Below are 25,093 nucleotides of genomic sequence, written 5' to 3'. Positions count from 1 at the left end.
TCAGCTTGTTTAAGGATTGCCATGATTTGGCTATCGGTGAATTTTGATGTTTTCATAGTGAATCTCCTGCGTTTATGTTACGAGAAAATTCTACTTTTGACGTCAGTTAATTTGAGGGGGGATTACCCTCTGTTCAATGCTTAAAGTAAAAAGCGCCAAACTTGAAGGCGCTTTTGCCTGACTCGATAGCAACTAAGCTGCCATGGACCTTGATTGTAAGATCGTCCACGGCCCTAGCCGCATCCATTCTTGATGCGAGGGGCAATTTCTGTTTCTGAAAGCGATTGCTGCGCTCTAGCCATAAAAAAAGTCCAGTATGCTTTTTAAACAGCACAACTGGACTTTAATGGTTTACAACTATTTTGTTCTGTTTAGTTCTTTGCCGTCACGCTTTAAGACTATTTTGTCTTGTTTAGAACTATTATGTCAGACCACAAAAATCTGTTACTCGAAAACAAAGATTCATCACAAAAACAGACGCAGGTAGCATAGAGAAACCTAAATTTTTACGACTAATAAGTGAAAGTTTCATCACAACAACAGCAGATCAATTTTCTGCTCTAAGCAGTTCCTAAAATAAAGATTAACAATAGCCACCTAAAACAATAAAAACCGATGCCTCTCAAATAGCACTAATTTACACCAACGATGAAATCTTCTGAATGGACTACGAAAAAATGGCAATGGTCTTTAGAGGTAGTAAAGATTAGAGGCGCTGCCGTCTATTTACTAACTGCTCTCGTATATTTGCAAGTTCCTTCAGCTCATGATGACTGATATCCGGAAAATAATGCCTCAGTAGCTTGGAATCATTTTTTTCAAGCAATCTAGCAAACTCTTGATCGGACGATAATGCACCTGACAAATTATCAAAATCTTCGGCGTTAATCTCAGACATAGGAAGAGGTAAGCCTTTAAATTCTGATGGAGTTAATTCGAGTACACCACCTCCATAATACCGCCCCTGAATCTCCGCCATTGCTAAGGTAAGCGAGTTGTAAAAACAAAATACCAAACTTCGTGGATCAACGCCTAGCTTGGGATACACAAGATAAGCACTATCAGTGGCTAAAAAATCAGTCTCATTTAAAACAAACCGAGGGCATTTGTGGCTGCGCTTGAAAAATAAAACTGGTGACGATTCAGATATGCCAGGAACGTCAAACCACCGGTTTCTTTTCTGCATTTTATATCTTTCGTTAAGCGATAAAGACTCGCCATATTTTATGTAATCAACAAGCTTAGGAAAAGACGCAATATTAATTCCACTTAAACTAAGTAAATAACATGGGGTGTTTCGCTCAGCTAGATCTGTAACCAGCTCATTACTAACGACATTACCTTTTGGAACTAAAGATGATTTTTGTATGATGCCTTTATAGAGAAAATTTGGGATTTCCAGATCCTCTATGGTCTCTCTATTGATAATAAAAAAATTATTTGCAGCAGACACAATTCCTGTTTTTGATGTGCATAATTCAGAAATTGAAGGTAACTGCCCCGATAGTTTTTCAAGCAAATTCACTTGTTCTTTGGATAATACATGGCTGGTCCACTTTAAACTACTGTAAGAATCGTGCTTAACGAATGTTATATTGTCGCCAATCCGATTAAAATTTGATACATTATGGAAAAATAAACCTTTTTCATTTGATTGACGTTCAGCAATAACAATGACTGTATCTTGACCTTTACACTGTTCAAAAACCAACTCATTAAATGTTAATATTTCAACGCGTTCAAACTCCCGCAATAGAAGGTCTCTAATAGGTTTAGCATAATTAACTTGTAAAAATTCTGCAGGAAGGACAAAGGCAACAATTCCATCATTTTTCAACAAACGAATTGATGACAATAAAAAAGAACTCCAAATATTCTTCACGCCACTCACAAGCTCTAAATCAAAAGCACTATTAATATTTTTGCATATTCTGATTTGACTATCGGTCAAATAACTAAGTTTTATATATGGAGGGTTACCTATTACTAAATCAAACTTTTCTGTACAACAGTCCTGGTAATTAAGAAAATCTTCATTTACCACTGTAATCGACACGTGGTTGGGTACATGAATATTTTCAATCTTACCTGCTTCAGTATTAGATATTTCAATTGCGGTTATGGACAGCGCTTGAGTTCCTAAAAGCTGGCAAGCTCCAATTTCTGAAACGAAAACGCCGTCACCAGCACTGGGCTCAAGAACTGAAATTTCTTTTCCAATAAGCTTACGAGAGACATGTTCGCACAAAAATTTAGCTATGACAGGGGGAGTGTAATATGACCCTGTCCTTTTCTGTTCAACCATTAAAGCTCCAACCTCAGATAACGCATGTATTGATCATAGGCGTTACACAACTTAGCATGCAAAATAAGCGCGTCTTGATCACAGTCGGCGAATTCGTTTCCGCCTTCGCAAAATTCATACACCGCCTGTTTAAGTTTTTCCAAATTTTCCAACATCCAAACTATGCCATAGCGGCTTAATTGCAACCCCATAATTCGACTCATTTCGCAGGCTACGTTGCTTGTCGGATAGGGGATTATATTACCATACTCGTCTCGATAAAAATGCTCATTAAAATCAATTTCACAAGGGTCTAATATCTCCACCGTAGATTTTGATTTTTTAATATTAACGTAAGAGCAGGAATACACTAAATTAGCATAATTGTTTTCTAACTCTTTGAAATGTACTTTCGGTTTGAAATGGTCGATATGAAAAGTCCGCTTCCCACCAAAAAAGTAGTCAGGGCAATCTGTATAACCACATCGTCCATTAAAATCTGCAGCTAAATAGTCTTTATATTGTGAGTAATTTTCATATAATTTTGTACATGTACGCTTAGGGTGGGCCGTTCTAAATTTTCTAATTTCACTCACCTTTAACTCCTTTTATAAAACTCTCCGTAATAATTATCAGCTCCTTCAATTTGTCTTGATTTGAAATACGTTTCAATTCCTTCGGAACGGCACTTTCTATGTCTAATGAGTGCTCAATAAAGGAATCTAAATCTACAATTTCCTCTTCTTCCTGGAGAGACAAAACCAATCCAGTTCTCTTTTTTTCGAGAAGATCATTTAATCTAGACTCCTTTTCTTCTAAGATATTTCTGTATTTTACTATTTGCATCCTCACTCTATCTCTAAACTTTATCTTCTGTATCTGAGGATTATTTAATTCAATTTTAGAGTATACAATATTCACATCAGACGTGTTTTTATCGCCGACAGCTGTATCTTCAAAGCTTGAAGCTATGAAGCAAGGGAAATTAAGTCGGCGCCGTTGAAATGCTTCGACCAAATCTGCTCCTGTATAATTAATTTGAGTATTACGTCCTATATCAGTTTTGATAGTATTTAGCTGATAGTCGACAATTAGTGCATCAGGATTTTCTGAAATGATACTATCAATCATTTCACCAAGCTCTGGTTTTGGCAAAAACTCCAAAACCTCAACTTCTTCAGCTACTATCATCGGATCGAATTCAGACTGAACCTTCCTTATTTCGGCTAATTCTTCATCAATTACTAAAATTTTAAATTTCATCTGCTTTCCCTACATTTTGAACTTTAGGCATAACTATCGATAATCCAAAACCACTTTCAATTCCACTTAGGATATTAACTTCACCTTTATATTCTTCAACTATTTTTTTCAATATCCACATGCCTAACCCAGTTCCAATTTCCTCTCCTGTATTTGGATCTCTTTTTGTTGTCATTTTGGGAAGGAAAATAGAGTTAGGGTCTTTTATTTCTTTTGGAATACCAGGCCCATTATCTTGATATGTAATTGTTATTTTTGAAGTTGTGGCTCTAATAGATATATTTATTCTATTGCCATCACGTCTGGATGACGGCAACTCAAAAGCAGCCATAGAATTTGTAAACAAATTTATGAATACACTGTCAAAATCGACTTCAAAAGCTTTTGTAAACACGTTATCGTCAGATAATAATTCTGGTGTTATTCCAACTTCGTCAAATGTCCCTCTCCAGTCCTCAAGTAATCTTCCAACGTATTGTTTTAGACATATTTTTTTTCTATTACGCTTGTCTTTACGTGTGAACCCAAGAGAGAATCCTAGCCAAGTCGCTATCTTTCTATCAGTGGCTTCCATAGTGTTCAGTAAAATGAAAGGATTTTTATAATCTGGAATCGTTAAGTTTTTAACATCAATTAAGCTATCTAAAGTTGATTTTAAAGTGAAAACACGCGACTGCAAATTGGCCTTAATTTTTCCATAGTCATGACTAAATGCTGCCGACATAATTCCACTACTGGCAAGCCCCCTTAGCAAGGTTATTTCATTCGCCTGCTGCTCTAAGTCCTCTTTAAGATCAATAACTGTTTGAGCAAGAACATCTTCGGTATGATTTGAGCTCTGTCGACTGGCATGATTTTGTTTATCGTCAGTGATCTTACTTCTACTTGCAATAGATTCAGCCAGCTTTATTGCTTTATCTCTATCTTTAATATGGCCATACTTCTCGTTATAATAGATATCAAACTCTCTTGCCAATGTTGAACGGTCGTCCTCAAGCTTAGATAAAATATTTTTAATAATTTCTTTGAAAACTTTAAGCGTATCAGACTCTTGCAGGCCTTCTCGGCTAGACTTGTCTTGAAATGCAATATTGCTTAGTCGAGATATTTTTATCAGACCAGCTATATTCTCTGGTTCCACCCGATAGCCACCCTCACGCTTGGTCACACCTGCAGGACTACTAGCCTTTCTTGCACCGAGCCCAAGCCAGTCAAATGCCGGTTCGCCAACTTCACCATATGGACGCACCCTGAAATTATCTCTATAAAGCTTTATTCCACCAAACTTCTCTAACCACTGTTTTCTTTCTGATGCCTCGAAATATTTATAAAAGAATCGTTTTCTATTAATCGAGTCGGTACCCTTTTTCAGATAGTAGAGAATGAATTCGAATGAACCAATGCTATCGAAAATAGTAGAATTTACGACACCAGGCATCAGTTCAGAAAATGTGTAACTTTCTGTATACATTTTCTTTAATCCTGCACCTTCAACAAAATCATTTTTATTAATGGATGCTCTTTCAAAAAACTCTCTTGGTATTATTTTTTCGTCATACTCTTCTCGATAAATAGATATAACCACATTCTTCTCTTTGTCAGCATAGGCATGCAATTTGTAGTCAAAATCATCGCATACACTACTCAACACCTCACCATAGGAATTGGGGTTGTTATTTGATAGTATATGAATGCTAAACTCTTCAACATCCCTTGGAGGAACGAGAACCTCTAGATCTTGGTACAGTTGCTTAACGGCGGTATCTTTCCAAATATCATGTAGCCGAGATATTCTTATAACCGTTCCGTGCTTAAGTATATCATCAGATACCCAATCAAAACCTGAATGTCCACTGGACAACTGCTTGGCCCTAGCAATTATTTCATTTAGGTCAAAGTCATACTGCAGAAAAAACTCACTACAACTTTCAAACAAATCGCCGGATTTAATATCCTCAACTCTTGCATTTACTTTATCAATTGTTGTTTCTGGTCTTTCAAAATCAGACCAATTAACAGTCCAAAACACTCCTTTCCCAGCATTATCCGTTGAATTCGATTTTGGTATACTAACTAACTCACACTGTTCACCTAATTTATCTAATGCAAACCTTCCTATACCTTTAGCGCCTGACTTTACACGTTTTCCGGGCGTAGTAGCATTTTGCAACTTATTATCCGTGCCTATTGTCATCCAGTTTTTTCTAATCAGCGCTTCAGTCATGCCTTCACCGTTATCGATAATATATATCGAGTTAAGCACAGATATTACACGCTCAAATTCACAAAATATTTGAGAATCGGTATCTGCTACAAGTGAATAACCTTCACCACTCCTAGCGTAAATATTGTCGATACTTTTCCCTTCACTTTCATAAACTTTTTTAAATTTCAAGTAATAATTGTGAGATATAATGGTTGGTGCCGAATAAAATCTGTTATCAATCACTATTATTGAAAAAGGAGAATCGGCATCATAGCAATTTTTAACTAACTCTATTACCGCACCTTTTGCATTCGCTATATTCTCTCGTCCAATTAGAAGCGCAGTCCTTGCTGATACATTAAAAGGTATAGTTGCCATTTATAGTCCTGTAATTATTTTGTTTTAACTTCCGATATAATAAATAAATTTATCCATTCACAAAATTCCACTACGAATCACCTAGCGTAAACTTAAAAAGAACTACAAATATATAAATACGTTTATTCTATAAGTTTAAGTACAAAAATATTTTCGTAAATAAAGTTACGGCAGAAACCCGGCGCTTCTGATTTATTGATGACATTGGGTTTCTGATAACTTTTACCTTGTATCGAAAAAATAATTTTCCACATCCAGACACAAATGTCTATCTTTTTACGTTAAAACCGAATAAATCATACATGTCATATGTCAATTAGTACTCTTAGAAAACGTAACACCCATGATTCCAGAATTGTTGTCGGCCGCGATCCAGCACTATTAAACTCAGGATGTTTAACCGTAACAAATTTAATTGATTTTACTACATTCCATCTCAATGATTTTTTTAAAGTCAAAGCAAGCGTTTTTTCAAGTAACACATCAAGGTCCGGACAGGAGTGAAGTACTAGAGTTGAAATAGCTCTGGCACCATCTGAAGTATCTATATCCAGTATATATCGCACCTCACCATCAATTCGCCTAAACTTGGCAAGTAAATAGCACCTTGGCTGCTCATCATTCATTTTATGATAGCTACAACGCTTAACCACGGGTAATGGCTCAATTTTTGTTCCTAAGTACTCTAAACGCTGATCATTTGACAATTGCTGTATAACATCAATCAATGCAGTAAAACGTTCAGCATAACGGTTCGAACCGCTTTCGTGACCAAATCCTAATTGATCAAAATCCCCAGCTCGTCCACAGCCATCAATAGCATCATCTTTCGTGCTTACAGCCTGAACAGCTCCAGCATCCGACAAGCTCTCCCCATCCTCTTTACCTCCGAGATATCCCTTCTGTCCTTTGTAGTTTACTTTGGTTTTTATTTCCCGGTCGAAGGACAGGCTTTCGCTGGGTAATTCGATCCGAATCCGTTCATTATCTCCGGATGGCTCATCTTCGGTGTCAATCTCAATGGCAGCTGGGGAACCTCCACCTACACCACCTCCGGCAGATCCTTCATTTTTTACTGGTTGTTTTAATTGGGGATGGCTAAATATAACTGTGAGGAGGGTGTTGTATGGCAAACCGGAAAGCGATGCAATTTCCCACACCAACATCTCTTTTTCTTCATGGTTGTATATCCCACGGAACATGGCTTCCACTCCAACCATGCTGGTCGGTGGGTTGAAGTTAAACACCCAACGGCAGTAGCCATTTTTAATCGTTTGTTCTGCGTTTAACTTCTGCCAGATAGATTCAAACGAATTGCGTATATCTTTGTTCACCAAAAGCCAAGAAAAAAACTCCCGATAAGCAGGCTGTTTTAAAAAAGCTATCGGGACCCCGGTTCGACTGGGTGTAAATACGTCATATGAAAGTTTGTCTGCCCCCAAATGCATATGGAACAAATTATCCAGACCATTCGGTAAATAGGCCGTTCGAACCATAAACCCTGCATGGAAAAACAGTTTTCGCGCGAGTTCAAGCTTTGGCAGCCATACTTTTACTCCACCAGTTGTGAATACAAAGCATCTTTGATTGGCGACTTCCGATTTGGCAGCTAGGCGTTTAGCTAATCGAGGACAATCCCCAAGCAATTTTTCTTCCCATTGTTCAACAGGAGGAAAAATGAGTGTTTGATGGAAACCACTGGATATATACAGCTGCTCTGTATTTTGTATAAATTTTCGGCCGAGCCCCATAACACAAAGGGCCTCCAGCTCGAAGTTTTCAGTGTATTCCTGGCGATCGAGTCTGCTGAAAAATGTTGAGAAACGCCAGAATGAAGAAGGTTCATCCTTTCTGAACTGGTTGCCTAACGCGACTAACTTTGCCTCAGGTGGAATTCTCTTAAAGATCTTTTTTTGCATTAATAAACAAAGCTTCCCTTTCTAACAACTCCATAAACCTCAGTGTCTGCGGTCGAGTGCGGCCAGTGGCTAATCCACACAACCGCTCTAACTCCCAGCACAGATGGCTTTGATTATTCTGACGATCTAGCAAAACCTGATGGGTTAATCGCCGTATTTGAAATTCAGCAACCGTCTCACTGTACCTATTTAGGAAGGATTGGCAAAGGGGTAATTTTGATAAATGTTTTTCAGCGGTCGATGAGCGCGTGAGCTGCTTTAATAACCAATTCCGACTCTGCCTTGGCGTTTTAAGCTCAAGATCCCTTAACGCCAACATTTGGTACAACCGGCGCAAATATTGCCTATCTCTGGCCTGCCAGTTCGTATTGCTGTGATTTGTTCTTTTTAAATGCCAGCCCTTGTTAGTCTCCAGTAACCAGGTTCGGTCATGTCGATACAATCTGGCATACAAGGCTTTGTCATAGAGAACTCTTGCTTGCTTTACGCTAAGACCAGATTGCAACAACTGCAGCCAGCGATCACGATCTGCCTGGTTAATTGGCCCTTCTGGTTCCACTTTCTGTGAGACGCTGGCTGATTCAGGGAATGAGTTTACGCAAGCCAGTACTTGCGATATTGAGAGTTGAGGTTTAAGTACCTGCCAAATCAGCAAATGCTGCAGATAACTAAAAGATTTCCGGTGTTTGCGAAACATGGCTAATAACCAGGAGCTGGGTCCCACTGGCACCAGGTTCAGTGGCACTAAAAATGAATTTGGCCAGTAACTTCTGAACTTGCTATGAAGCTTAGTACCTGACACCTGCATGCCATTTTGCATACCGGCTTCAGCAGCCAGTTCTCGATAGAACAACGTCCATTGGTGATATGTAGGGCTCTGGTTTACGGTTATGGCCAACAACTCCATAATACTGGAAGAAAGTTGTGCCAGTTTAGAACTGTGGTTTGTGTTTACAGCGAAGTCTTCACAATACTGAGGACATGCCGCTAAATATTCGTGGCGATGGATAGATCTCAGCGGCAGTATAGAATCACAAAGCTCGCAACCGTGGAAATGGCACACCTGATAACCGGGGACCAGCCAGCGCCGTAACCAGGCAAACTCGCCATACTCTTGCTGCAACTCATTCATACACAAAGGACAATATCGGAAAAACGCTGGTAGCTTTACCGTACCAGCGCTCATACCTATCTCCACATACACAGCAGAGCCGTCACTATTGATCAGCAAATCAGTCAGGTGTTGCTTACGGCTTTCGGGAATAAAAGGGGCATACAGCGGGAACAAGGTTCTTTGGTAGAGAAGTTGTTTAGCGTTTAGCTGCTGCACTTGCTGGAGACTGTTACACAACAACTGCAGTTGAGCTGGTAAGTCTGGTACAGCAATGACGGTGCGTTTTTGGTAGAGCAGATCCAGCAAATGTTTAGGGCTCTCTATCCCCATATGAACCTTACATCTGGCGAGCATGCTGTACAACAGCTCGTCCGGATAAGGCTTGGGGAAGTAAGCCAGCATAGCTAGCCAGTCCTGTCCCTGACTGATTTCAGGTCGTAAATCAGCCCCTGCTCTTTGAATAGCTGATATACATTGTTTTTATCACTACTGGCGTACACATAACGTAAATCATTGGTTGGTAATTCCAGCCATTGAGTTCTTTTTATCCGGTTGATTTTTGGTGGTTCTTTACTGACATCTGCTGTGTATTCAGTAACTTTATGTACCAAGGCGGCCACTGACAGGTCAGGATGCTGCAGAACAACCCGATCAACAAGCGGAATAGCAATATCCTCTGGGATGTCCATTTGCAACAACAGCGCAAGCAGCTTTTTGCTCTTATCAGTGGACACCTCTGAGCGAATATTTTCGGGAACTGTCTCTTCCAGTGACGACATCATGGAGAATAGTCGTGCTTCAATATCCGGCATCAGCAGATCATCATACTGATCTATTAAGCTCGGATTATTGCTGCGAAGCGCGGCGAGCATGGGATGTACAGGTTTAAACTCATCGTCATACACCTGCTTCAGCAACTGAACAGTGATACGTTCCATACCAGTCACAATAGCTCTGACCTGGGCCAACACATAAAGCTTCACTACTATGTCCATGACGCCTTGTGTCAGGTCGTACATCACATCGCTGAGCTCGTCAGTGAATGGCTCGGCCTTGCGCAACCACTGGTATTCCCAGAGTTGCTTTAGGAGCAACTGCCACTGCTTGTCTTTGGGTAACCTGTCCCAAAGCAAACTGCCAAACCCTGAAATACGCCGCGCAGCGCGAAAAGTTCGCTGGAAAAACTTACGAGCTCGATGAGTACCAATCTGGATCACCGGCACACCAATAGTGTTCACCAGGGACACAAAGAAGTTATGCATCTTCTCTGCACCCCCCGACCTGGCTTCGTTAAGGTTTTGCACCTCATCAATAACCAAAACCCCTAACGCATGCAAATTGGCGATTTGGCACATGCTGGCCATCAGCCGTTTAGTACCAAGCTTTTTCCGCCCGTGAGAGATGCTGTATTGAGTATGCAAAACCCGGTCGACTTCGTTAAAAAAGCTAAGACAGAGTTCATCCAGATCAGCGTCCCCCGGACATTCCACTTTCAGATAGGTCAGTTGAGTTATGTTGTACTCGGGATGGAATATGGCTTGCTGATAGACCGAAAAAATTCGATTGATGGTTTCGGACTTGCCGCACCCTGAGCAACCAAATAATGACAAACTATTTGCACTGGAGCGAACTTGGTCAAACACATAAGCATCAAGGTCTTCGTCCTGGACCCGTTTGTATCCATTTTGCAGGTGAAGGTGATAAGCACCCTGCGCAGGATTTCTACTGAGATAGCCCTGGCGCAATATCAGCGATATTTTTTGCTCAAGTTCCAGATGGTGATTCAACGGCTGAAAGAAATGATTCAGTAATCTGGCTATGGTATGAACTCTGAGCCGTCCATCCAAATTTCGCTCTGCAGCATCAAACAAAGGTTTAAGTCTTAGTTTTTCGACGACTTGCTTAACATCATATATTGGCGGCAAAGCAGAAATGAGAGGGTTATCCCGATACTCTGGCAAGCCAGGGTCTATATATTCAGCATGAGGGATGCGGCCTTGCACTGAGTTATTCATTGCCTGTGTCTTCCCCAAAAATCAAATCCGTCATATCCGGGAAGCGGCAATCTTCATTAGCATTGCTACGAATAGGCACCACTTGTGCTGGCGTACTGGTTTCTGTTCGTTCCGGTCTGAACGCTGTCACCTGTCGCTCTACTGACTTTTCTAACTGTTTGTTTTGCCTGATATGCTGGCCCAGTTTTTTAACTCCTGGTCGCTTAATTTCAGTACGTTTTTCATCGGCTTCAGCCACAATGTTTTCAATCTGCTGAATCAACTTCCCTTTGGCTACCGCAGTACTCATCCGCACCTTGGCATCGGTTTTTCGCTCTTCTTTGGTGATAAGCCAAACATCCCAAAATGACAAACCACGAAAACGCCTGCTGCGATCGGTAAGGTCACAAACCCAGTATTCACTTAAATCGGAAGAAGGTCTGATATAGATATGATCTGCAGTTCTTGGATCGTAGGCGACCAATACCTTGTCAGGCCTTTTGGTTCCGGAGCGATGTAACCAGCCGGCTTTAATCAATTCAGGGCAAGTGTAGAAACAGTTGAATAAATTGACGCCAAGCTCTGAAACTGTCGCCTCAAAGTGCGGCATCAGGTTAATCTGGACCAACTGCTCTGGCGCAGTGCGAAGCCTGCCAGTCAGATTCGACACACCCCAGCGCCACAATTCGATAGGAATTAAGGGTAAGTCAGTCGGCATATCCTCAGTACGGTCATATCCTTCCAAACCTTTATCGGTATTGTGGTAAAGCACGCAGGCCAGAATAATTCGGGTGAACTCTGGCAAGTTCAGCGTTGCATCCTGACGATAATCATGACCACCGCGCTTTGTACTCATCACCGCTTCAACAACGCCAGGAGTGTAGGGTTTAAATTCGTCCTGAACTGTTCTAAAGGCTCGTTCGACAATACCTTTAGCGTCACCACGACGGGCGGTAGCGTTTTCAATACGAACCCCAAAAGCCTCAGCAAACTTTTCAACCTTGGTCCCGTTTATTTCCCCTTTATCAGCCAGAATAACTGCAGGTAAGCCTTTGGTGGGCCAATCATCTTCTGAGATCTCAATACCAAACCTTTGGCAGTACGCCACTTTATCCTCAACTATATGAGCAAGTGCGATCATCGCGCTAACCCATGAAGGCCCTTCAAAGCCGATATAGAGGCCAACAACCATCCGGCTGAATACATCCTGCACTATGTAGATCACTGGCCTGCCAACAATCCGGCTGCGGTCATGCTCAGACAACAGATAAACGTCAGCAATGGTGGCATCAATCTGGTACCTGTGGCCTGGGCCAAAGGTTTCTGCTGTCGACGTGCTTTTTAATGGCCGGATATCTTTGGCAAATTTGACCGCTGAATGCTGCTTTTCAACAACCAGCGTTTTGGCATAGCGGCTTTGATAGAAGTATCGGAACTGTTCAGGTGTTGGCAGTTCTTCAGGTTGGAGCTCTGGCATCAGTGCGCCAATCAAATTCAACGCACTGGCATAGGCCTGGCTTACGGCCGTATTCTTTTCGATGAGTAGTTTGCTGGTAATTACCTGGTGAAACACTCTCTCGATCACGGGTGTAATGTTGATGCCCACACCTGTTCGTACAGTCCGTGGTCTGCCCAGCTTTGCTTTTTCAGACTGTCGAGGTTTGCCTTTAGCGCCTGAGTTGACATAATCCGGTAGCAACGCATTTTTACACATACCACGCTGCCAGTAGCGACGAATAAAACGGTTTATCGTCTGGTGAGTGGCACCACTCACAGCCATCATGCGTTTTACAGCGGCGCCGCGCTCTCGAGGATAAAACAGGGCAGTATTTTCAATTTCATCTTTAATAATGGACCAGGCATACTCGCGCTTTTGCCAGTCAGTCGAGCCTTCTTCTACACTACGCGCAACAAGACTGAAGCAGGGGTCATCAACCCGGGTTATTTCCTGCTGAATTAATAATTGCTCAATACCAGTTACAGTAATCTGCTCTGGCCATGCTGTTTTCGAATACAGATCAATCCAAAATGAAAGTTCGCCATCCAGCCACAACAGCCGGTAGAACAACTCACCACGTTTAAAAACCTGGTTAACCGGAAACATAGTTGGCCTCCGTGATCTCCTTCTCAAAGGTAGTAGCGATGAGATTTGCTGCAATTAACTTTCGGTAGGGCAGACTAATATCAAACTGGAAATAACGTCTGGCAAGCAGATGGCGCAACCAGAACAATGCCTGACCGGGTTCCTGGTTATAGGCAAGGTCTAACTGCTGAGCTATTTTGATGATGGAGTCGTTTGGTTGTTTATTAAACTGGGTTTGAAACAGTTGGAATTGGTGATGCAACTCGGCTTCAGCAACCTTTTCGCTTTCTGCAGGATAAAGCCACTGAATATTCATCACCACCTCTTTGCTGATTTCCTTCTCAGTGATAATAGCCCATGGTATCTGTTTATCTTCCCAGTATCGTTTTTCCAGTTGCAGCCGCTCAATCACTTCAGGTTTGGATAAATCAGAGCTGTATTTAGCTTGAAACGCCATTAAAGGTTGAGTTTGTCGGTCGAACGTGACCAGAAAGTCTGAGCTCAACACCTGAGGAGTGCCTTTGAAGACGGCGTGACTAATACCGAGCTCATCAGCAATGCGGGTGGTATCTTCGACACGCAGCGGAAACTGTTCACGGATATCGAGCACTGAGTGTTGCCAGTCCAGCGTCAGAAAAATAGCGAGTTCCAGATCAGAAAGCAGGTGATGCAACCGGCGACTGCGGTTGCCAAATATCCGGTGAGACCGGCCAAGTGAAGATATATCCCAGGTTTGGATCCAGGGCTTGTAATGTCGACCTTCACCTTGGCCACGGCCTTCTTTAATACGTTTTTTGAGTTGTTCGGGGCCCAGGCCCCGAAATGCTTTATGCATATATTGCTTCGACTCAATAATACAAAGTGATACTAATCTACATCAGTCTTTACCTTCATTCCTGACCGCGCCAAAGATTTATGTGATCCTGTCACAGTCTTAACTTTTTCAACGTCCTTGTTAATTTTTTCCTGAACAGAAGGCTTCATAGTTCTTTTATCTTTCAAAAACGACTCATGCATGTGATGAATATAATTACGAAGGACATCAGGGATACAATTAATTTTGCTTAAGTCTATTTTACCGGTTGAGAGCTCTGTAGATTTGTCTAATTCTGACGCATCCCATCCGTCACCAAATACGTAAAAATACATAAATGGGATACTAAAAACAGCGAAAAACCTGTGCGGAGAGTCAAAAAACCGAATGTCATGACCACCCGCTGAACGCTCAAGGTTATAAGTAAACTCAAGTGGAAACCCATAATATGGTGGTTCACCAAAGAAGGGTGCAAAATGTATCTTCGTATCGCAGTTCTTACTAAGAAGTTGTAATTTCAGATTATTCGTGAAGGCATTCATAGCACGCACATCTTCAGCCACCCAGTTGCACTCACGTTCAGTTGTAGCAACCAAGATACGCCAAAATATTGATAAAATGCCCAATCTGACATCGTCATTAATTTGTATTTCTTTTTTTGGCTTTTGATAGTTAGCTATAGCCTTAAATAAATAACTGGACATTTGCTTCTCTAGTTTTGAAAGAGAAAGTTCACATTTGCTGCAGAGTAAATGCACCTTAAGCCCATCTTGAGATCTGATATTTATGTCTTCAGAGCTCCGCAAATGACCAGTGATTGAGGTTTCTTTAATCCAGTCATAAACAAATTTTGGAATTATATGTGACTCTCTTAATTCAACCTCTTTTGCATCACACAACGCACAAGTACCCATATTAGACTTTATTTTTTCCACTGATTTGGGGAAATAGTAACGCTGAATGACCGAATCTTTTTTATCAACCAAGAGAAAATCTGTGTATTGCCCCGCGTACCAGAGTAACTGCTTAGCTTTAAAAGAATGACGCCGATCTAACATCGCCTCTTCAAGTTCACTACCAGGGTTACTTGTAGCAAGCATCAAAAACTGAACATCACCCTCCAGTAAACGGGACAGGCCGCCACTACGAACCTCCTTCAATGTATCAACTCGAATAACCGTATGCATGGAGGTATGTATGAGTCGCTCTAGGCCACTTTTTTTACTTACATCATCGCAAAAAGAAATATCATCGATAATTAGAACTGCACCATCCAACTGAATAACATCTAGATCGCTGATATCCTTAGCACGGTACAGGCTAAGATGGCTTTTAAAACGGTCAGAGAGTGCCTGTAAATAACCAGAGCACTGATCTTCGGATGCTGATGTTACATAAACAACTGGAACATTGGATCTCAATAAACTTTCACATATTCCCGCAGATATAAATGACGCCCCAATTAAAGGGGAACCAACAATAACTTTTGTAGATTTAGGCCCCTTCATACTCAACGATAAAGTGGCTATGTTGCTCTCTTTCGGCAGATGACCTGCAGACTCAGAGCGCACTTTAATATGGTTCTGTTTTAATAATTGATTCATCAGAACAGACCATTTAGCTCTACCATGCTTGCGGGCTAATTGATCTTGAGCTTCGTGCAAGGGGACGCCACGATTTTGAGCTAATTTCTTAGCATCTTTTTTCGCTTGCGAAACAGAAATACCAGTAGGTAAAAAAGGAACGGACATACATTATCTCCATCATGGCAATGACCACGCCTATTATCAAAACCATGCTAATGCATGTTCTAGTTGATATATTTGAATCACTATATCCAAAACCGGATTTCGCCTATGTAGGCGTGAAACACGCTTAAGTGGAAGCGCTTTTTTTAGAGTATTACAGAATGGATTTTTGTCAAGTGACATATTAGTAATCGCCCATGCTGTAGTTGGGCCTAAATGGCGAAAGGCTATTTTTCCAGAAAGGGAAGATGGCGTGATGAAACTTTATTTTCAATGATGGGACTTTATTTTGTGGGGTGAAACTTTATTTTCACCCCACAAAATCAGTTCCGACTGTGCTCAGCTTACTCAACAGTTACCGACTTCGCCAAATTCCGCGGCTGGTCTACATCGGTGCCTTTGATGATGGCGACGTAGTAGCTCAATAACTGCAGCGGAATCGTATAGATAATCGGTGCAATCAGCGGGTGGACGTGGGGTACGTTCACGACGCGCTGGGTAGCGTCAGATTTAAAGTGGGCATCGGCGTCGGCGAAGACGTACAGGATGCCGCCGCGGGCGCGGACTTCTTCAACGTTCGACTGCAGCTTCTCTAACAGTTCGTTGTTTGGTGCGACCACGATGATTGGCATTTGTGCGTCAATCAGCGCCAGTGGGCCGTGTTTCAACTCGCCGGCGGCGTAGGCTTCGGCGTGGATGTAGGAAATTTCTTTCAGTTTCAGCGCGCCTTCCATTGCGATTGGGTATTGATCGCCACGGCCTAAGAACAGTGAATTGTGCTTGTCGGCAAATTCTTCTGCCAGCTTTTCAATGCTGCCAGCCAGTTCCAGCGTTTGCTCTAACTTGGCTGGTAATGAGCGCAGCGCTTCGACCATGTCTTTTTGCTGGGCAGCGGTTAAACCGTTGTATTTACCAATCGCCAGCGTCAACATTGCCAGGCCAACCAACTGCGTGGTGAAAGCTTTGGTCGAAGCTACGCCGATTTCAGCACCAGCGCGGGTCATAAAGGCTAAATCTGATTCACGTACCAAGGAAGAGCCAGCCACGTTACAAATGGTTAAGCTACCGACATAACCGGCTTCTTTCGCCAGACGCAGCGCGGCCAATGTATCGGCGGTTTCGCCTGATTGCGAAATGCTGACCAACAGACTGTTTGGCTGGACAAAAGATTTGCGGTAACGGAATTCTGAAGCGATTTCGACGTTACAGGAAATGCCGCCCAGCGATTCTAACCAGTAACGCGCGACCATACCTGAGTGGTAAGAAGTACCACAAGCGACGATCTGTACGTGTTTTACTTTTTTGAACAGCTCAGCCGCACCATTACCAAAGGTTTCGTCCAGCACGGATTCGGCATTTAAGCGGCCTTCCAGCGTGTTGTTGATGGCAAATGGCTGCTCGTAGATTTCTTTGAGCATAAAGTGGCGGTATTGGCCTTTGTCACCGGCGTCATAACTGACGTTCGATTCATGCGCCACGCGCTCCACCGGCGCACCGTTTTTATCAAAAATGCGAACTGTGGTGCGGGTAATTTCCGCCACGTCGCCTTCTTCTAAAAACATAAAACGACGGGTCACCGGCAATAATGCCAGCTGATCAGAAGCGATAAAATTTTCGCCAATGCCTAAACCAATCACCAGCGGGCTGCCTGAACGCGCCACCACTAACCTGCTTGGATCAGTTTGGTCCATCAACACGGTGCCATAAGCACCGTTGAATTGTTTCACCGCTTTTTGCACTGCAGCTAACAATGATTCTGAAGTTTTTAATTCTTCTTCGACTAAATGCGCAATGACTTCGGTGTCTGTGTCAGAATTAAACACATAACCTTTGCCTTTCAGCATTTCGCGCAGCGGGCCATGGTTTTCGATGATGCCGTTGTGAACTACCGAGATTTTTTCCGAAACATGCGGGTGCGCGTTGCGCTCAGATGGCTCACCATGGGTAGCCCAACGGGTGTGCGCAATACCGGTGCCGCCTGGGGTTGGCGTTAATTTCACCGCATCAGACAGTTCTTTGACTTTGCCTAAACGGCGCAGACGTTGTAATTCGCCGCTGTTGCTGATCACGGCCACACCGGCTGAATCATAACCACGGTATTCCAGGCGACGTAAACCTTCGACCAGAATTTCTACCACATCACGTTGCGCTACAGCGCCGACTATTCCACACATATTTACTCCGGTTTATCCGTATTGGGTTGGACAGGGGCACAAATCACTTTGACCCCCTGCTGTTCTATTTGCCGTTTTGCCGTGTCGGGTAACTTATCGTCTGTTACCAGGATTTTAATCGACGTCCACGGCAGTTCTAAATTATGGATTTTGCGGCCGATTTTATCGGATTCAACCATCACCACCACTTCGCGTGCCACTTCCGCCATCACCCGGCTTAAGCTGGTCAGTTCGTTAAAGGTGGTGGTGCCGCGTTGTAAATCGATGCCATCGGCGCCGATAAACAGTTGGTCAAAATCATAGGCGCGCAGCACCTGTTCCGCCAGCTGGCCCTGAAAGGACTCAGACTGCGCGTCCCAGCTGCCGCCGGTCATCAGTAATTTGGGTTCGTGTTCAAGCTCACGCAGGCTGTTGGCGATAAACAGCGAGTTGGTCATCACCACCAAACCTTGTTTGTTGGATAATTCTGGTAACAAAGCAGCGGTGGTGCTGCCGCTATCAATAATAATGCGGTAGTGGTCGCGGATTAACCCGGCTGCAGCTTTGGCAAGAGCCTGTTTTCTGGCTGAAATTCGTTCAACCACGGCTTCGGTCATCAGTTCTTGCGGCAATGACACCGCACCACCGTATTTGCGCAGCAACAAACCAGTGTGCTCAAGCGCGGTTAAATCTTTACGAATGGTCACTTCAGAGGTAGCAAAACGCATAGCAAGCTCGTCGACACTCACTTCCCCTTGTTGGGTCAGTAATTCGACAATAGCGCGACGACGTTGTTGGGTGTTCCGTTTGTTCATGCTATCCGCTTAATGATTTGAAGCTAATGTTCTAAACTAAAGATTTCGAACTTAAAGTTTCGTTTCGAAAGATATTCAATCATTTCGAAAGGCATTTTAGACACTCGAAAGATAATTGCAATCAAAATATCGGCTTTGCGCTGCAGATTTGGTGCAATTATTCACCAGCAGCGGCAGCACGATTAATCAGGCCGTCGCAGCTGTGGCAATAAAATCCGGTAATACAAACCCTGACCTGGCTCACTGCTGGCGTAAATGCTGCCGTTGAGCTGTGCTGTCACCAGATTGTAGACAATATGCGCGCCTAAACCGCTATTGCCTTCACTGCGTTTGGTAGTGAAAAACGGGTCGAATAACCGTTTGAGCGTATCTGCGCTCATACCACAACCATTGTCACGGTATTCCAGCTGAATGTGCGCCGGCGTTTTTTGTACTTTGAGCTCAATCAGCGGTGGCACGCGCATCTCCGCGGTAAAACCGTGTTGCAGCGAATTCATCACCAAATGGGTCAGTAATTGCGCCAGCGAGCCGGCATCTGCATATAAAGTAATGCCAGGGTCTGATAACAGTTGCAGCTGACATTGCCGCCGGTTCAGCTCCGGCTGCAACGATCGGATCACTTCTTTTAAGTACTCCGCCACATCAAATTCACGCAGACTAATCGCCGACTTATCTACTGCGACCTGCTTAAAGCTATTGATCAGTGCCGCCGCCCGTTCGGTGTTTTGCGTCAGCATCAAAGCGGCGGTATTGGCGGTTTCCAGGAAACGTTCAAACTCTGGCACCAGCAATTTGCGCTGCTGATGCGCCAAAGTGATCGCAGAAAGTTCAAGCTGTAAATGACTGGCAGCTGTGACACAAATGCCAAGCGGCGTATTTACTTCATGCGCCACACCCGCCACTAAACCGCCCAACGATGCCATTTTTTCCTGCATCACCAGCTGTTGCTGCGTTTGTTGCAGCCGCGCGACGATTTGTGCGTTCGCCACGGCAATGGCGATATTGCTGGCGAGAGTCCGTACCAAATTGGTCTGCTGGGGCGCAAAAGCTTCCACTCTTGGACTTTGTAGGCTTAAACAACCAATGTGTTCACCATCCACCACCAACGGGAAATACAACACCGATTGCATCGGCGCACCATTAATCGGCGGTGGGATTTCCGGCAGATATTGTAAAAACTGCTCACGTTGCTGAATGTTTATTTCGCGCTGCTGATTAAAGCTGACTGATGCCAGATTCACTTCAGGCTGCAACTTCAACTCGAAGGGCTCCATCAAGCGGCCATTTTCCAGCCAGTGACTAAATTCCAGGCTCTGAGTTTCCGGGCGGAAGATACCGATCGCCAGCACATGGACATCCATGATTTCATTCAGGCTTTTATGGCACAAAAACAGAATTTCCTGCAGATCCAAGGACGCGGTGATTTGCTTGGCCAACATCTGCAGCAAAGTCATATCGCGGTACGATTCCGCCAGCGCCTGATTTTGGGTCTGTAATTCGGCAGTACGGCTGCTGACCACTTGCTCCAGCCAGTTGCGGGTTTGCCGTTCATTGCGCAGCCGAAAGTGCAGGAAAGCCCAGATCGCACCAAAGGTCAGCAACGCAGCGGCGATTTTCGCCCACCAGGTTAACCACCAGGGTGGCAGAATTTTAACCAGCACCCGTGTTGCACCATCGGCTGGCCAGCTCTGACCTGGCCTGCGCGCCATCACTTCAAACTGATAATCGCCCGGTGCTAACCGGGTATAGGTGGCCTGACGGCTGCTGGCATCGGTTTCAATCCAGTCACGGTCAAAACCCGACAGCCGGTAGCGATAGCGGGTCTGTCCTGGCTGCACAAAATCCAGTGCCGAAAACTGCAGCGTAAACATGTCCTGTTCGTAGTTCAGCCGCACTTCGCTGGCATAACCAATCGCCCGCTGTAAAACACTTTTTTGATCCTGCGCCGGCCGGACTTTTTTGTTAAACACATTAAAACCGGTCAATCGAACGACCAATGGTTCCTGATGCAGCAAAAATTTAGCCGGATAAAAATAATCCAGCCCCTGATTCCCACCCCGCAGATGCTGGCCATCCTGCCTAACCAGCCATGAACCAATCCAGGTGGTCACTTGAAAACCATGAGCTTCGTTAAACTGGACTAAATCCTGGTTCTGCAGCTGGGTGCGGTACAACCACAAAAAATTTGGCGCTTTACGCAGATAAATATCCGCATCATCGCTGCCAACATAGGCTTTAAATCCTTCGATTTTCTTTGGTTCGTCTTTACTGCGCAGCACCCGGTGATTGACATTGCCGGCTCGGATCCACAACTCACCACCTTCGGGATAAATCAGCTGAATACCATTAAAACGCAGGCCGGCCGCACTCTGAGTGCCTTCGCGCCAGCTCTGCACTTTACCGCTTGGTAACTCCAGTCTGGACAGACCCTGATCGGCGTAACCTATCCATAAATCGTTGTGCTCGTCGGCCCGCATGGTGCTGATGGTGTCGCTGGCTAGTCCTATATCGGAGGCTAGATCCTGACGGAATTGTTTTTTGGTACTGCCATCGAGCAAAAACAAACCTTCGCCACGGGTGCCGACCCAAAACCGGTTGAGCGCATCCTGATACAACACGCCAATATGCGGCTGTACGTCGGCATCGGTCAGCAAGTACCGTTGCCACAGGCCGGTACTCTGATCCAGCTGGAATAAACCGGAATCGGTGCCAATCCATACCACCCCGAGGTGGTCTTGCAGCACCTGTCGCACCAGCGTTGGCATTTTTTCTTGTGGCTGCGCCAGCCGGATGGGCCAGCGCTTAACCGTCGCAGTGGTTAAATCAGCTTCAGCGACACCGGCATCGCGGTTGGCCAACCAGTAGGTTTGGCCGGATTTATGCGACATACCAAACACGTCATTGTGCGCCAACAACGCCGGGTTATTCGGATCCACCGGCAAATTCCGAACTTTTTGGGCGATGGCCGACAAGCCGTAAATACCAGCCGGGCTTTTCACCCACAATGTTTGCTGATTATCCAGCCATAAACCCGTCAGGTTATTGCTCTGAATTTGATGCGCGACAATCGGATTGGCACGAAACTGTTGCCAGGGTTGGTCCGGGGCCGGCAAATACCAGAGCCCATGGTCATAACTGCTGATCCACAGACCGCCGTCCTTGCCAAACCATAAATCCGTCAGCAATCCGTTTTTCAAAAGTTCCGGTTGTTGCGCAACCACCTGCAATTTCTGGCTGCTTTGCTGATACTTCAGCAAACCGCCGCCATAGCTTGTTAACCAGATTTGGCCGGTTGCATCCATCTTGATGGTGGTGACTGCTGCCACTTTTAGGGCGGAATTGTCGACACTAAATAACTGTTTATCCAGCCGCTGCGGATGCCAGCGCAAAGCGCCGCCTTTATTCTGACCCCGGTTTCGCAGTGGCGCACTGCCGGTGCCGATCCACAAATAGCCTTCATCATCGAGCAGCAGGCTGTTGATAAACAAACCATCAATTTCGCGGGCGGCCGCGGGCAGTTGTACCAGTTCCAGCTGCTGATTTTCTGCCTGCCAGCGATATAAACCGGCGCCAAAGGTACCAACCCAAATCTGCAGATTTTTATCCTGATACAAAGCGCTAATTTCGACCTGCTGCACTATGCCTTGCGAGCGCGGAATGGCAATCCGGCTGAAACGCTCGGTGGCCGGGTCAAATAAATTCAGTCCGCCGTAGCGGGTACCTACCCACAGCTGACCGCGGCGGTCCAGCATTAAGCTAGAAATCCAGTCTGAGGACAAGCTGTTGGCATCGGTCGGATCGGCGCGGAAAATTTCCACCACCTGGCCGTCATACCGGTACAGACCATGTTGAGTGCCAATCCACAAAAATCCTTGTGCATCCTGCACCAAAGCTGTGGCCTGGGATAAAAACGGGTGTTGCCGGCCGAGTTGCATAAAACGGCTGTAAACTTCAACCGAGGCTGGAGTTGTAGTTGTAGTTGCAACATTGTGAAGTGATAAAGCGGCAGAACTTTCCTGCGACGGCAAATTGTGGGGTGAAACAGCATTGACCAGCATGGGCGCCAGCAACGACATCAACAACCAGCAGCGTAACAACCACCCAGGTTCCCACAGCATCAGCATTTTTTCCGGTCAGGCGAGTTTAAGGCCTAGTATTGATGCTTTTTGACAACGCTGCAATAGCTGTTCAAAAACCGGCACGCCACTGGTAAAAACCACAACACAATAGTAACAAAACCAGCAAGATGGCCAACAAACAGACCCGCCTGTCCAGCGATTGATATAACCAGTAATCAATCACCATCAACAAGCCGGCAGGTAACAACATCCAGCCTAATTGCAGCCACATCAATAGCAGCGGATTGGTTGAACTGAACACGAGGCAACTCCCTGTTTTAACAACAACCCACACCTGTGCAGCCTGGTTGCTGCCTAATGGAGACCTTGTTGTCGTTAAAAACAGCATATTTTAAATGAGAATCATTTGCAATACGGATTTGGGGCTTGTATAGTGTTTAGGTCATGGAGACAAACTGTACTTGCACGGTTTGCGGAAGGATCCGAAATCCACGGTGTTTGTACCCTAAATCATTGAAGTTGCAGCGCGGCGACTAACGAGAGCATCCACATGAGCATAGTTGTCCAATGCGATTGTGGTGAACGAGTGACGGCAACAAAGCTGCAGCTTCAAGGATGGCGGGTTATGCGTTTCTGCAGTTTGGGAGTAGCCTGGTACTACTCCCTTTTTTTATTCCCACATCGCAGGTGAACAGCGGACGAAATCTTCACAGATAGTTAGTTTAAGCAGATGACGCTGCTAAAAACTCACACCGCAGTTTCATTTTGTTGCAGCATTAATTGCAGGGTATTTGCCACCAGCTGAAATTCGGCGAATTGTCGTGGCGTCACCGCTTTTCCGGCAGCATCAGCATAAAACAACGCAAAGATCCGCTTTTCCACTTTAAGACTGGCGACCAGACAATCACCATCCTGCGGTAACAATACCTCAAGCCCGGCCAGCGGCTGCGAAGCCGTGTTTTTAGGCCGCCAAATCGGTTGTTGTTTCAGCAGTAAATCATGTAGCAACTCGCCTTTATGCAGCTTATCCAGTTCAATTTTTAACTGCTGCCGCCACTGCAAGGTGTCACGACCTGCGACATACCGCGGTTCGAACGACTTACTTTTATAGTCCATCAACATCAGGCTGACACGCGCAAGTCCAGCACCTTCGTGTAGACAAAGCACCGCCGAATGCAGAATTTTTGTCAGATTGTCGCCAAGCTGAAACAACTTAAACAACAAGTTCAGATGCCGCACCAACTCATGATCGGTCACTGCATACTGCGCTGTCGCTTCCAGAATTTGCTGACGACCCGGCAATTGCGGCAGAATTTTATCCGCACCATAACTGCTGGCGATGGCAGCCGCTTCGTCCGCCATCAGTAAAATTTGTTGCTGACTTTCTTCCAGACTGAGCTGACAGATTTTCGCCAGTTGCTGGCAGTGGTCGCTCATTTGCGGTGATGTCAGACCTTGTTCAATATGCTGACTTATCTGATCAGCCAGATTGACTATGCCAGCTAAAGTGCCGGATTTATGCACCGGACTAACCGCATCCAGCAATAAATCACCGAGTTTCCATTCTTTGATCAGTTCTTTATTTAAGGTATCAATGCCAACGCCGAGATATTTCATTGCAATGGCATGTTCATCATCAGGGTACAAATCACGTTCGACAATAAATTGCTCGGCGGCACTTTCCTGACTGGCTAACAGTGCCAAATCGGCCACCTGGCGCAGTAAAGCGGCAATAAATACCTGTTCACGCCGGTCGCTATCTAACTTGGGTACCATCGCCCGCGCCTGTACCGCAGCGTGAAAAGACCGGGCAAGTCGTTGGATGAGCATCGCTTTGGGTTTGCCGGATAGGAAACTATCAATCAACACACTGGCGAGCGTAATGTTTTTTACTTCAATAAAGCCAATCTGCACTATCGCCCGCGACACCGTTTGCACCGGTTTACTGGAACGGTTGTAGTGCACGGTATTGGCCACCCGCAGTACTTTGGATGTTAAATTGGCGTCACGTAAAATGATTTGTGCCAAATCGTCAGCACTACTTTCACTGCTGTCATTGAGCTGACAGACCTCCATCACCACACTGTTAATGGATGGCAGCTTTTGATTGAGCAGCAACTTCATCCAGGCGGATAAACCACGGGTGTCCGACATGCATTACCTTTTCAAAAATGTGACAACGACACTGACGATTGTAGCTCTAACTGGCGCATGCAACTAATGCGGCCTCAATGTTTGTGGCT

15 protein-coding genes are annotated in these 25,093 nt (G+C 44.6%); all 15 read right to left on the bottom strand.

The features are described from left to right. Window positions 1–706: 706 nt before the first annotated feature. Window positions 707–2,305, bottom strand: coding sequence for an Eco57I restriction-modification methylase domain-containing protein (locus A5320_RS00465; RefSeq protein ID WP_068059540.1), 1,599 nt, complete (start codon window positions 2,303–2,305; stop codon window positions 707–709). Further along, on the bottom strand, window positions 2,305–2,880 hold the full coding sequence (locus A5320_RS00460; RefSeq protein ID WP_068059537.1) for a hypothetical protein: 576 nt from the start codon (window positions 2,878–2,880) through the stop codon (window positions 2,305–2,307). Before A5320_RS00460 ends, A5320_RS00465 begins: the two co-directional genes overlap by 1 nt. Continuing rightward, complete coding sequence (locus A5320_RS00455; protein WP_068059534.1) at window positions 2,873–3,547, bottom strand: hypothetical protein; 675 nt, start codon at window positions 3,545–3,547, stop codon at window positions 2,873–2,875. Before A5320_RS00455 ends, A5320_RS00460 begins: the two co-directional genes overlap by 8 nt. After that, complete coding sequence (locus tag A5320_RS00450; protein ID WP_068059532.1) at window positions 3,537–6,131, bottom strand: sensor histidine kinase; 2,595 nt, start codon at window positions 6,129–6,131, stop codon at window positions 3,537–3,539. Before A5320_RS00450 ends, A5320_RS00455 begins: the two co-directional genes overlap by 11 nt. Window positions 6,132–6,436: 305 nt before the next feature. Next, window positions 6,437–8,050 (bottom strand): Tn7-like element transposition protein TnsE, encoded by a 1,614-nt coding sequence (locus A5320_RS00445; protein ID WP_068059530.1) that lies wholly within the window; start codon window positions 8,048–8,050, stop codon window positions 6,437–6,439. Further along, entirely contained in the window at window positions 8,031–9,566 is a 1,536-nt protein-coding gene (locus A5320_RS00440; RefSeq protein WP_068059527.1) for a TnsD family Tn7-like transposition protein, read from the bottom strand. Before A5320_RS00440 ends, A5320_RS00445 begins: the two co-directional genes overlap by 20 nt. 2 nt (window positions 9,567–9,568) lie before the next feature. Then, a complete protein-coding gene (locus tag A5320_RS00435) occupies window positions 9,569–11,179 on the bottom strand; it encodes an AAA family ATPase (RefSeq protein WP_068059522.1) in 1,611 nt (536 codons plus the stop codon). Continuing rightward, window positions 11,172–13,262, bottom strand: coding sequence for a Mu transposase C-terminal domain-containing protein (locus A5320_RS00430; protein ID WP_068059520.1), 2,091 nt, complete (start codon window positions 13,260–13,262; stop codon window positions 11,172–11,174). The genes A5320_RS00435 and A5320_RS00430 overlap by 8 nt, the downstream gene beginning before the upstream one ends. After that, window positions 13,249–13,851, bottom strand: a complete 603-nt coding sequence (locus A5320_RS00425) for a TnsA endonuclease C-terminal domain-containing protein (protein ID WP_231916627.1) — start codon at window positions 13,849–13,851, stop codon at window positions 13,249–13,251. The genes A5320_RS00430 and A5320_RS00425 overlap by 14 nt, the downstream gene beginning before the upstream one ends. A gap of 257 nt (window positions 13,852–14,108) precedes the next feature. Next, entirely contained in the window at window positions 14,109–15,806 is a 1,698-nt protein-coding gene (locus tag A5320_RS00420; RefSeq protein WP_068059515.1) for a hypothetical protein, read from the bottom strand. Window positions 15,807–16,147: 341 nt separating this feature from the next. Further along, a complete protein-coding gene (gene glmS, locus A5320_RS00415; protein WP_068059512.1) occupies window positions 16,148–17,977 on the bottom strand; it encodes a glutamine--fructose-6-phosphate transaminase (isomerizing) in 1,830 nt (609 codons plus the stop codon). A gap of 2 nt (window positions 17,978–17,979) precedes the next feature. Beyond that, complete coding sequence (locus A5320_RS00410) at window positions 17,980–18,771, bottom strand: DeoR/GlpR family DNA-binding transcription regulator (RefSeq protein WP_068059509.1); 792 nt, start codon at window positions 18,769–18,771, stop codon at window positions 17,980–17,982. Between the two features lie 182 nt (window positions 18,772–18,953). Then, window positions 18,954–22,889, bottom strand: a complete 3,936-nt coding sequence (locus tag A5320_RS00405; protein ID WP_197489933.1) for a two-component regulator propeller domain-containing protein — start codon at window positions 22,887–22,889, stop codon at window positions 18,954–18,956. Between the two features lie 70 nt (window positions 22,890–22,959). Next, window positions 22,960–23,151, bottom strand: coding sequence for a hypothetical protein (locus tag A5320_RS00400; RefSeq protein ID WP_068059504.1), 192 nt, complete (start codon window positions 23,149–23,151; stop codon window positions 22,960–22,962). Between the two features lie 446 nt (window positions 23,152–23,597). Further along, complete coding sequence (locus tag A5320_RS00395) at window positions 23,598–25,004, bottom strand: HDOD domain-containing protein (RefSeq protein WP_068059501.1); 1,407 nt, start codon at window positions 25,002–25,004, stop codon at window positions 23,598–23,600. Between the last annotated feature and the right edge of the window lie 89 nt (window positions 25,005–25,093).

This window comes from Rheinheimera sp. SA_1, from assembly GCF_001669775.1.
In the GTDB taxonomy this organism is placed as follows: Bacteria; Pseudomonadota; Gammaproteobacteria; order Enterobacterales; family Alteromonadaceae; genus Pararheinheimera.
Note: the sequence above shows the minus strand (reverse complement) of the source record. Positions and strands in the feature narration are given on the sequence as shown.

What these genes read in the sequence shown, in the direction of transcription:
- A5320_RS00465 (WP_068059540.1), bottom strand. Translation starts at nt 2,305, where the DNA reads ATGGTTGAACAGAAAAGGACAGGGTCATATTACACTCCCCCTGTCATA.
- A5320_RS00455 (WP_068059534.1), bottom strand. Translation starts at nt 3,547, where the DNA reads ATGAAATTTAAAATTTTAGTAATTGATGAAGAATTAGCCGAAATAAGG.
- A5320_RS00450 (WP_068059532.1), bottom strand. Translation starts at nt 6,131, where the DNA reads ATGGCAACTATACCTTTTAATGTATCAGCAAGGACTGCGCTTCTAATT.
- A5320_RS00445 (WP_068059530.1), bottom strand. Translation starts at nt 8,050, where the DNA reads ATGCAAAAAAAGATCTTTAAGAGAATTCCACCTGAGGCAAAGTTAGTC.
- A5320_RS00440 (WP_068059527.1), bottom strand. Translation starts at nt 9,566, where the DNA reads ATGCTGGCTTACTTCCCCAAGCCTTATCCGGACGAGCTGTTGTACAGC.
- A5320_RS00435 (WP_068059522.1), bottom strand. Translation starts at nt 11,179, where the DNA reads ATGAATAACTCAGTGCAAGGCCGCATCCCTCATGCTGAATATATAGAC.
- A5320_RS00430 (WP_068059520.1), bottom strand. Translation starts at nt 13,262, where the DNA reads ATGTTTCCGGTTAACCAGGTTTTTAAACGTGGTGAGTTGTTCTACCGG.
- A5320_RS00420 (WP_068059515.1), bottom strand. Translation starts at nt 15,806, where the DNA reads ATGTCCGTTCCTTTTTTACCTACTGGTATTTCTGTTTCGCAAGCGAAA.
- glmS (WP_068059512.1), bottom strand. Translation starts at nt 17,977, where the DNA reads ATGTGTGGAATAGTCGGCGCTGTAGCGCAACGTGATGTGGTAGAAATT.
- A5320_RS00410 (WP_068059509.1), bottom strand. Translation starts at nt 18,771, where the DNA reads ATGAACAAACGGAACACCCAACAACGTCGTCGCGCTATTGTCGAATTA.
- A5320_RS00405 (WP_197489933.1), bottom strand. Translation starts at nt 22,889, where the DNA reads ATGCTGTGGGAACCTGGGTGGTTGTTACGCTGCTGGTTGTTGATGTCG.
- A5320_RS00395 (WP_068059501.1), bottom strand. Translation starts at nt 25,004, where the DNA reads ATGTCGGACACCCGTGGTTTATCCGCCTGGATGAAGTTGCTGCTCAAT.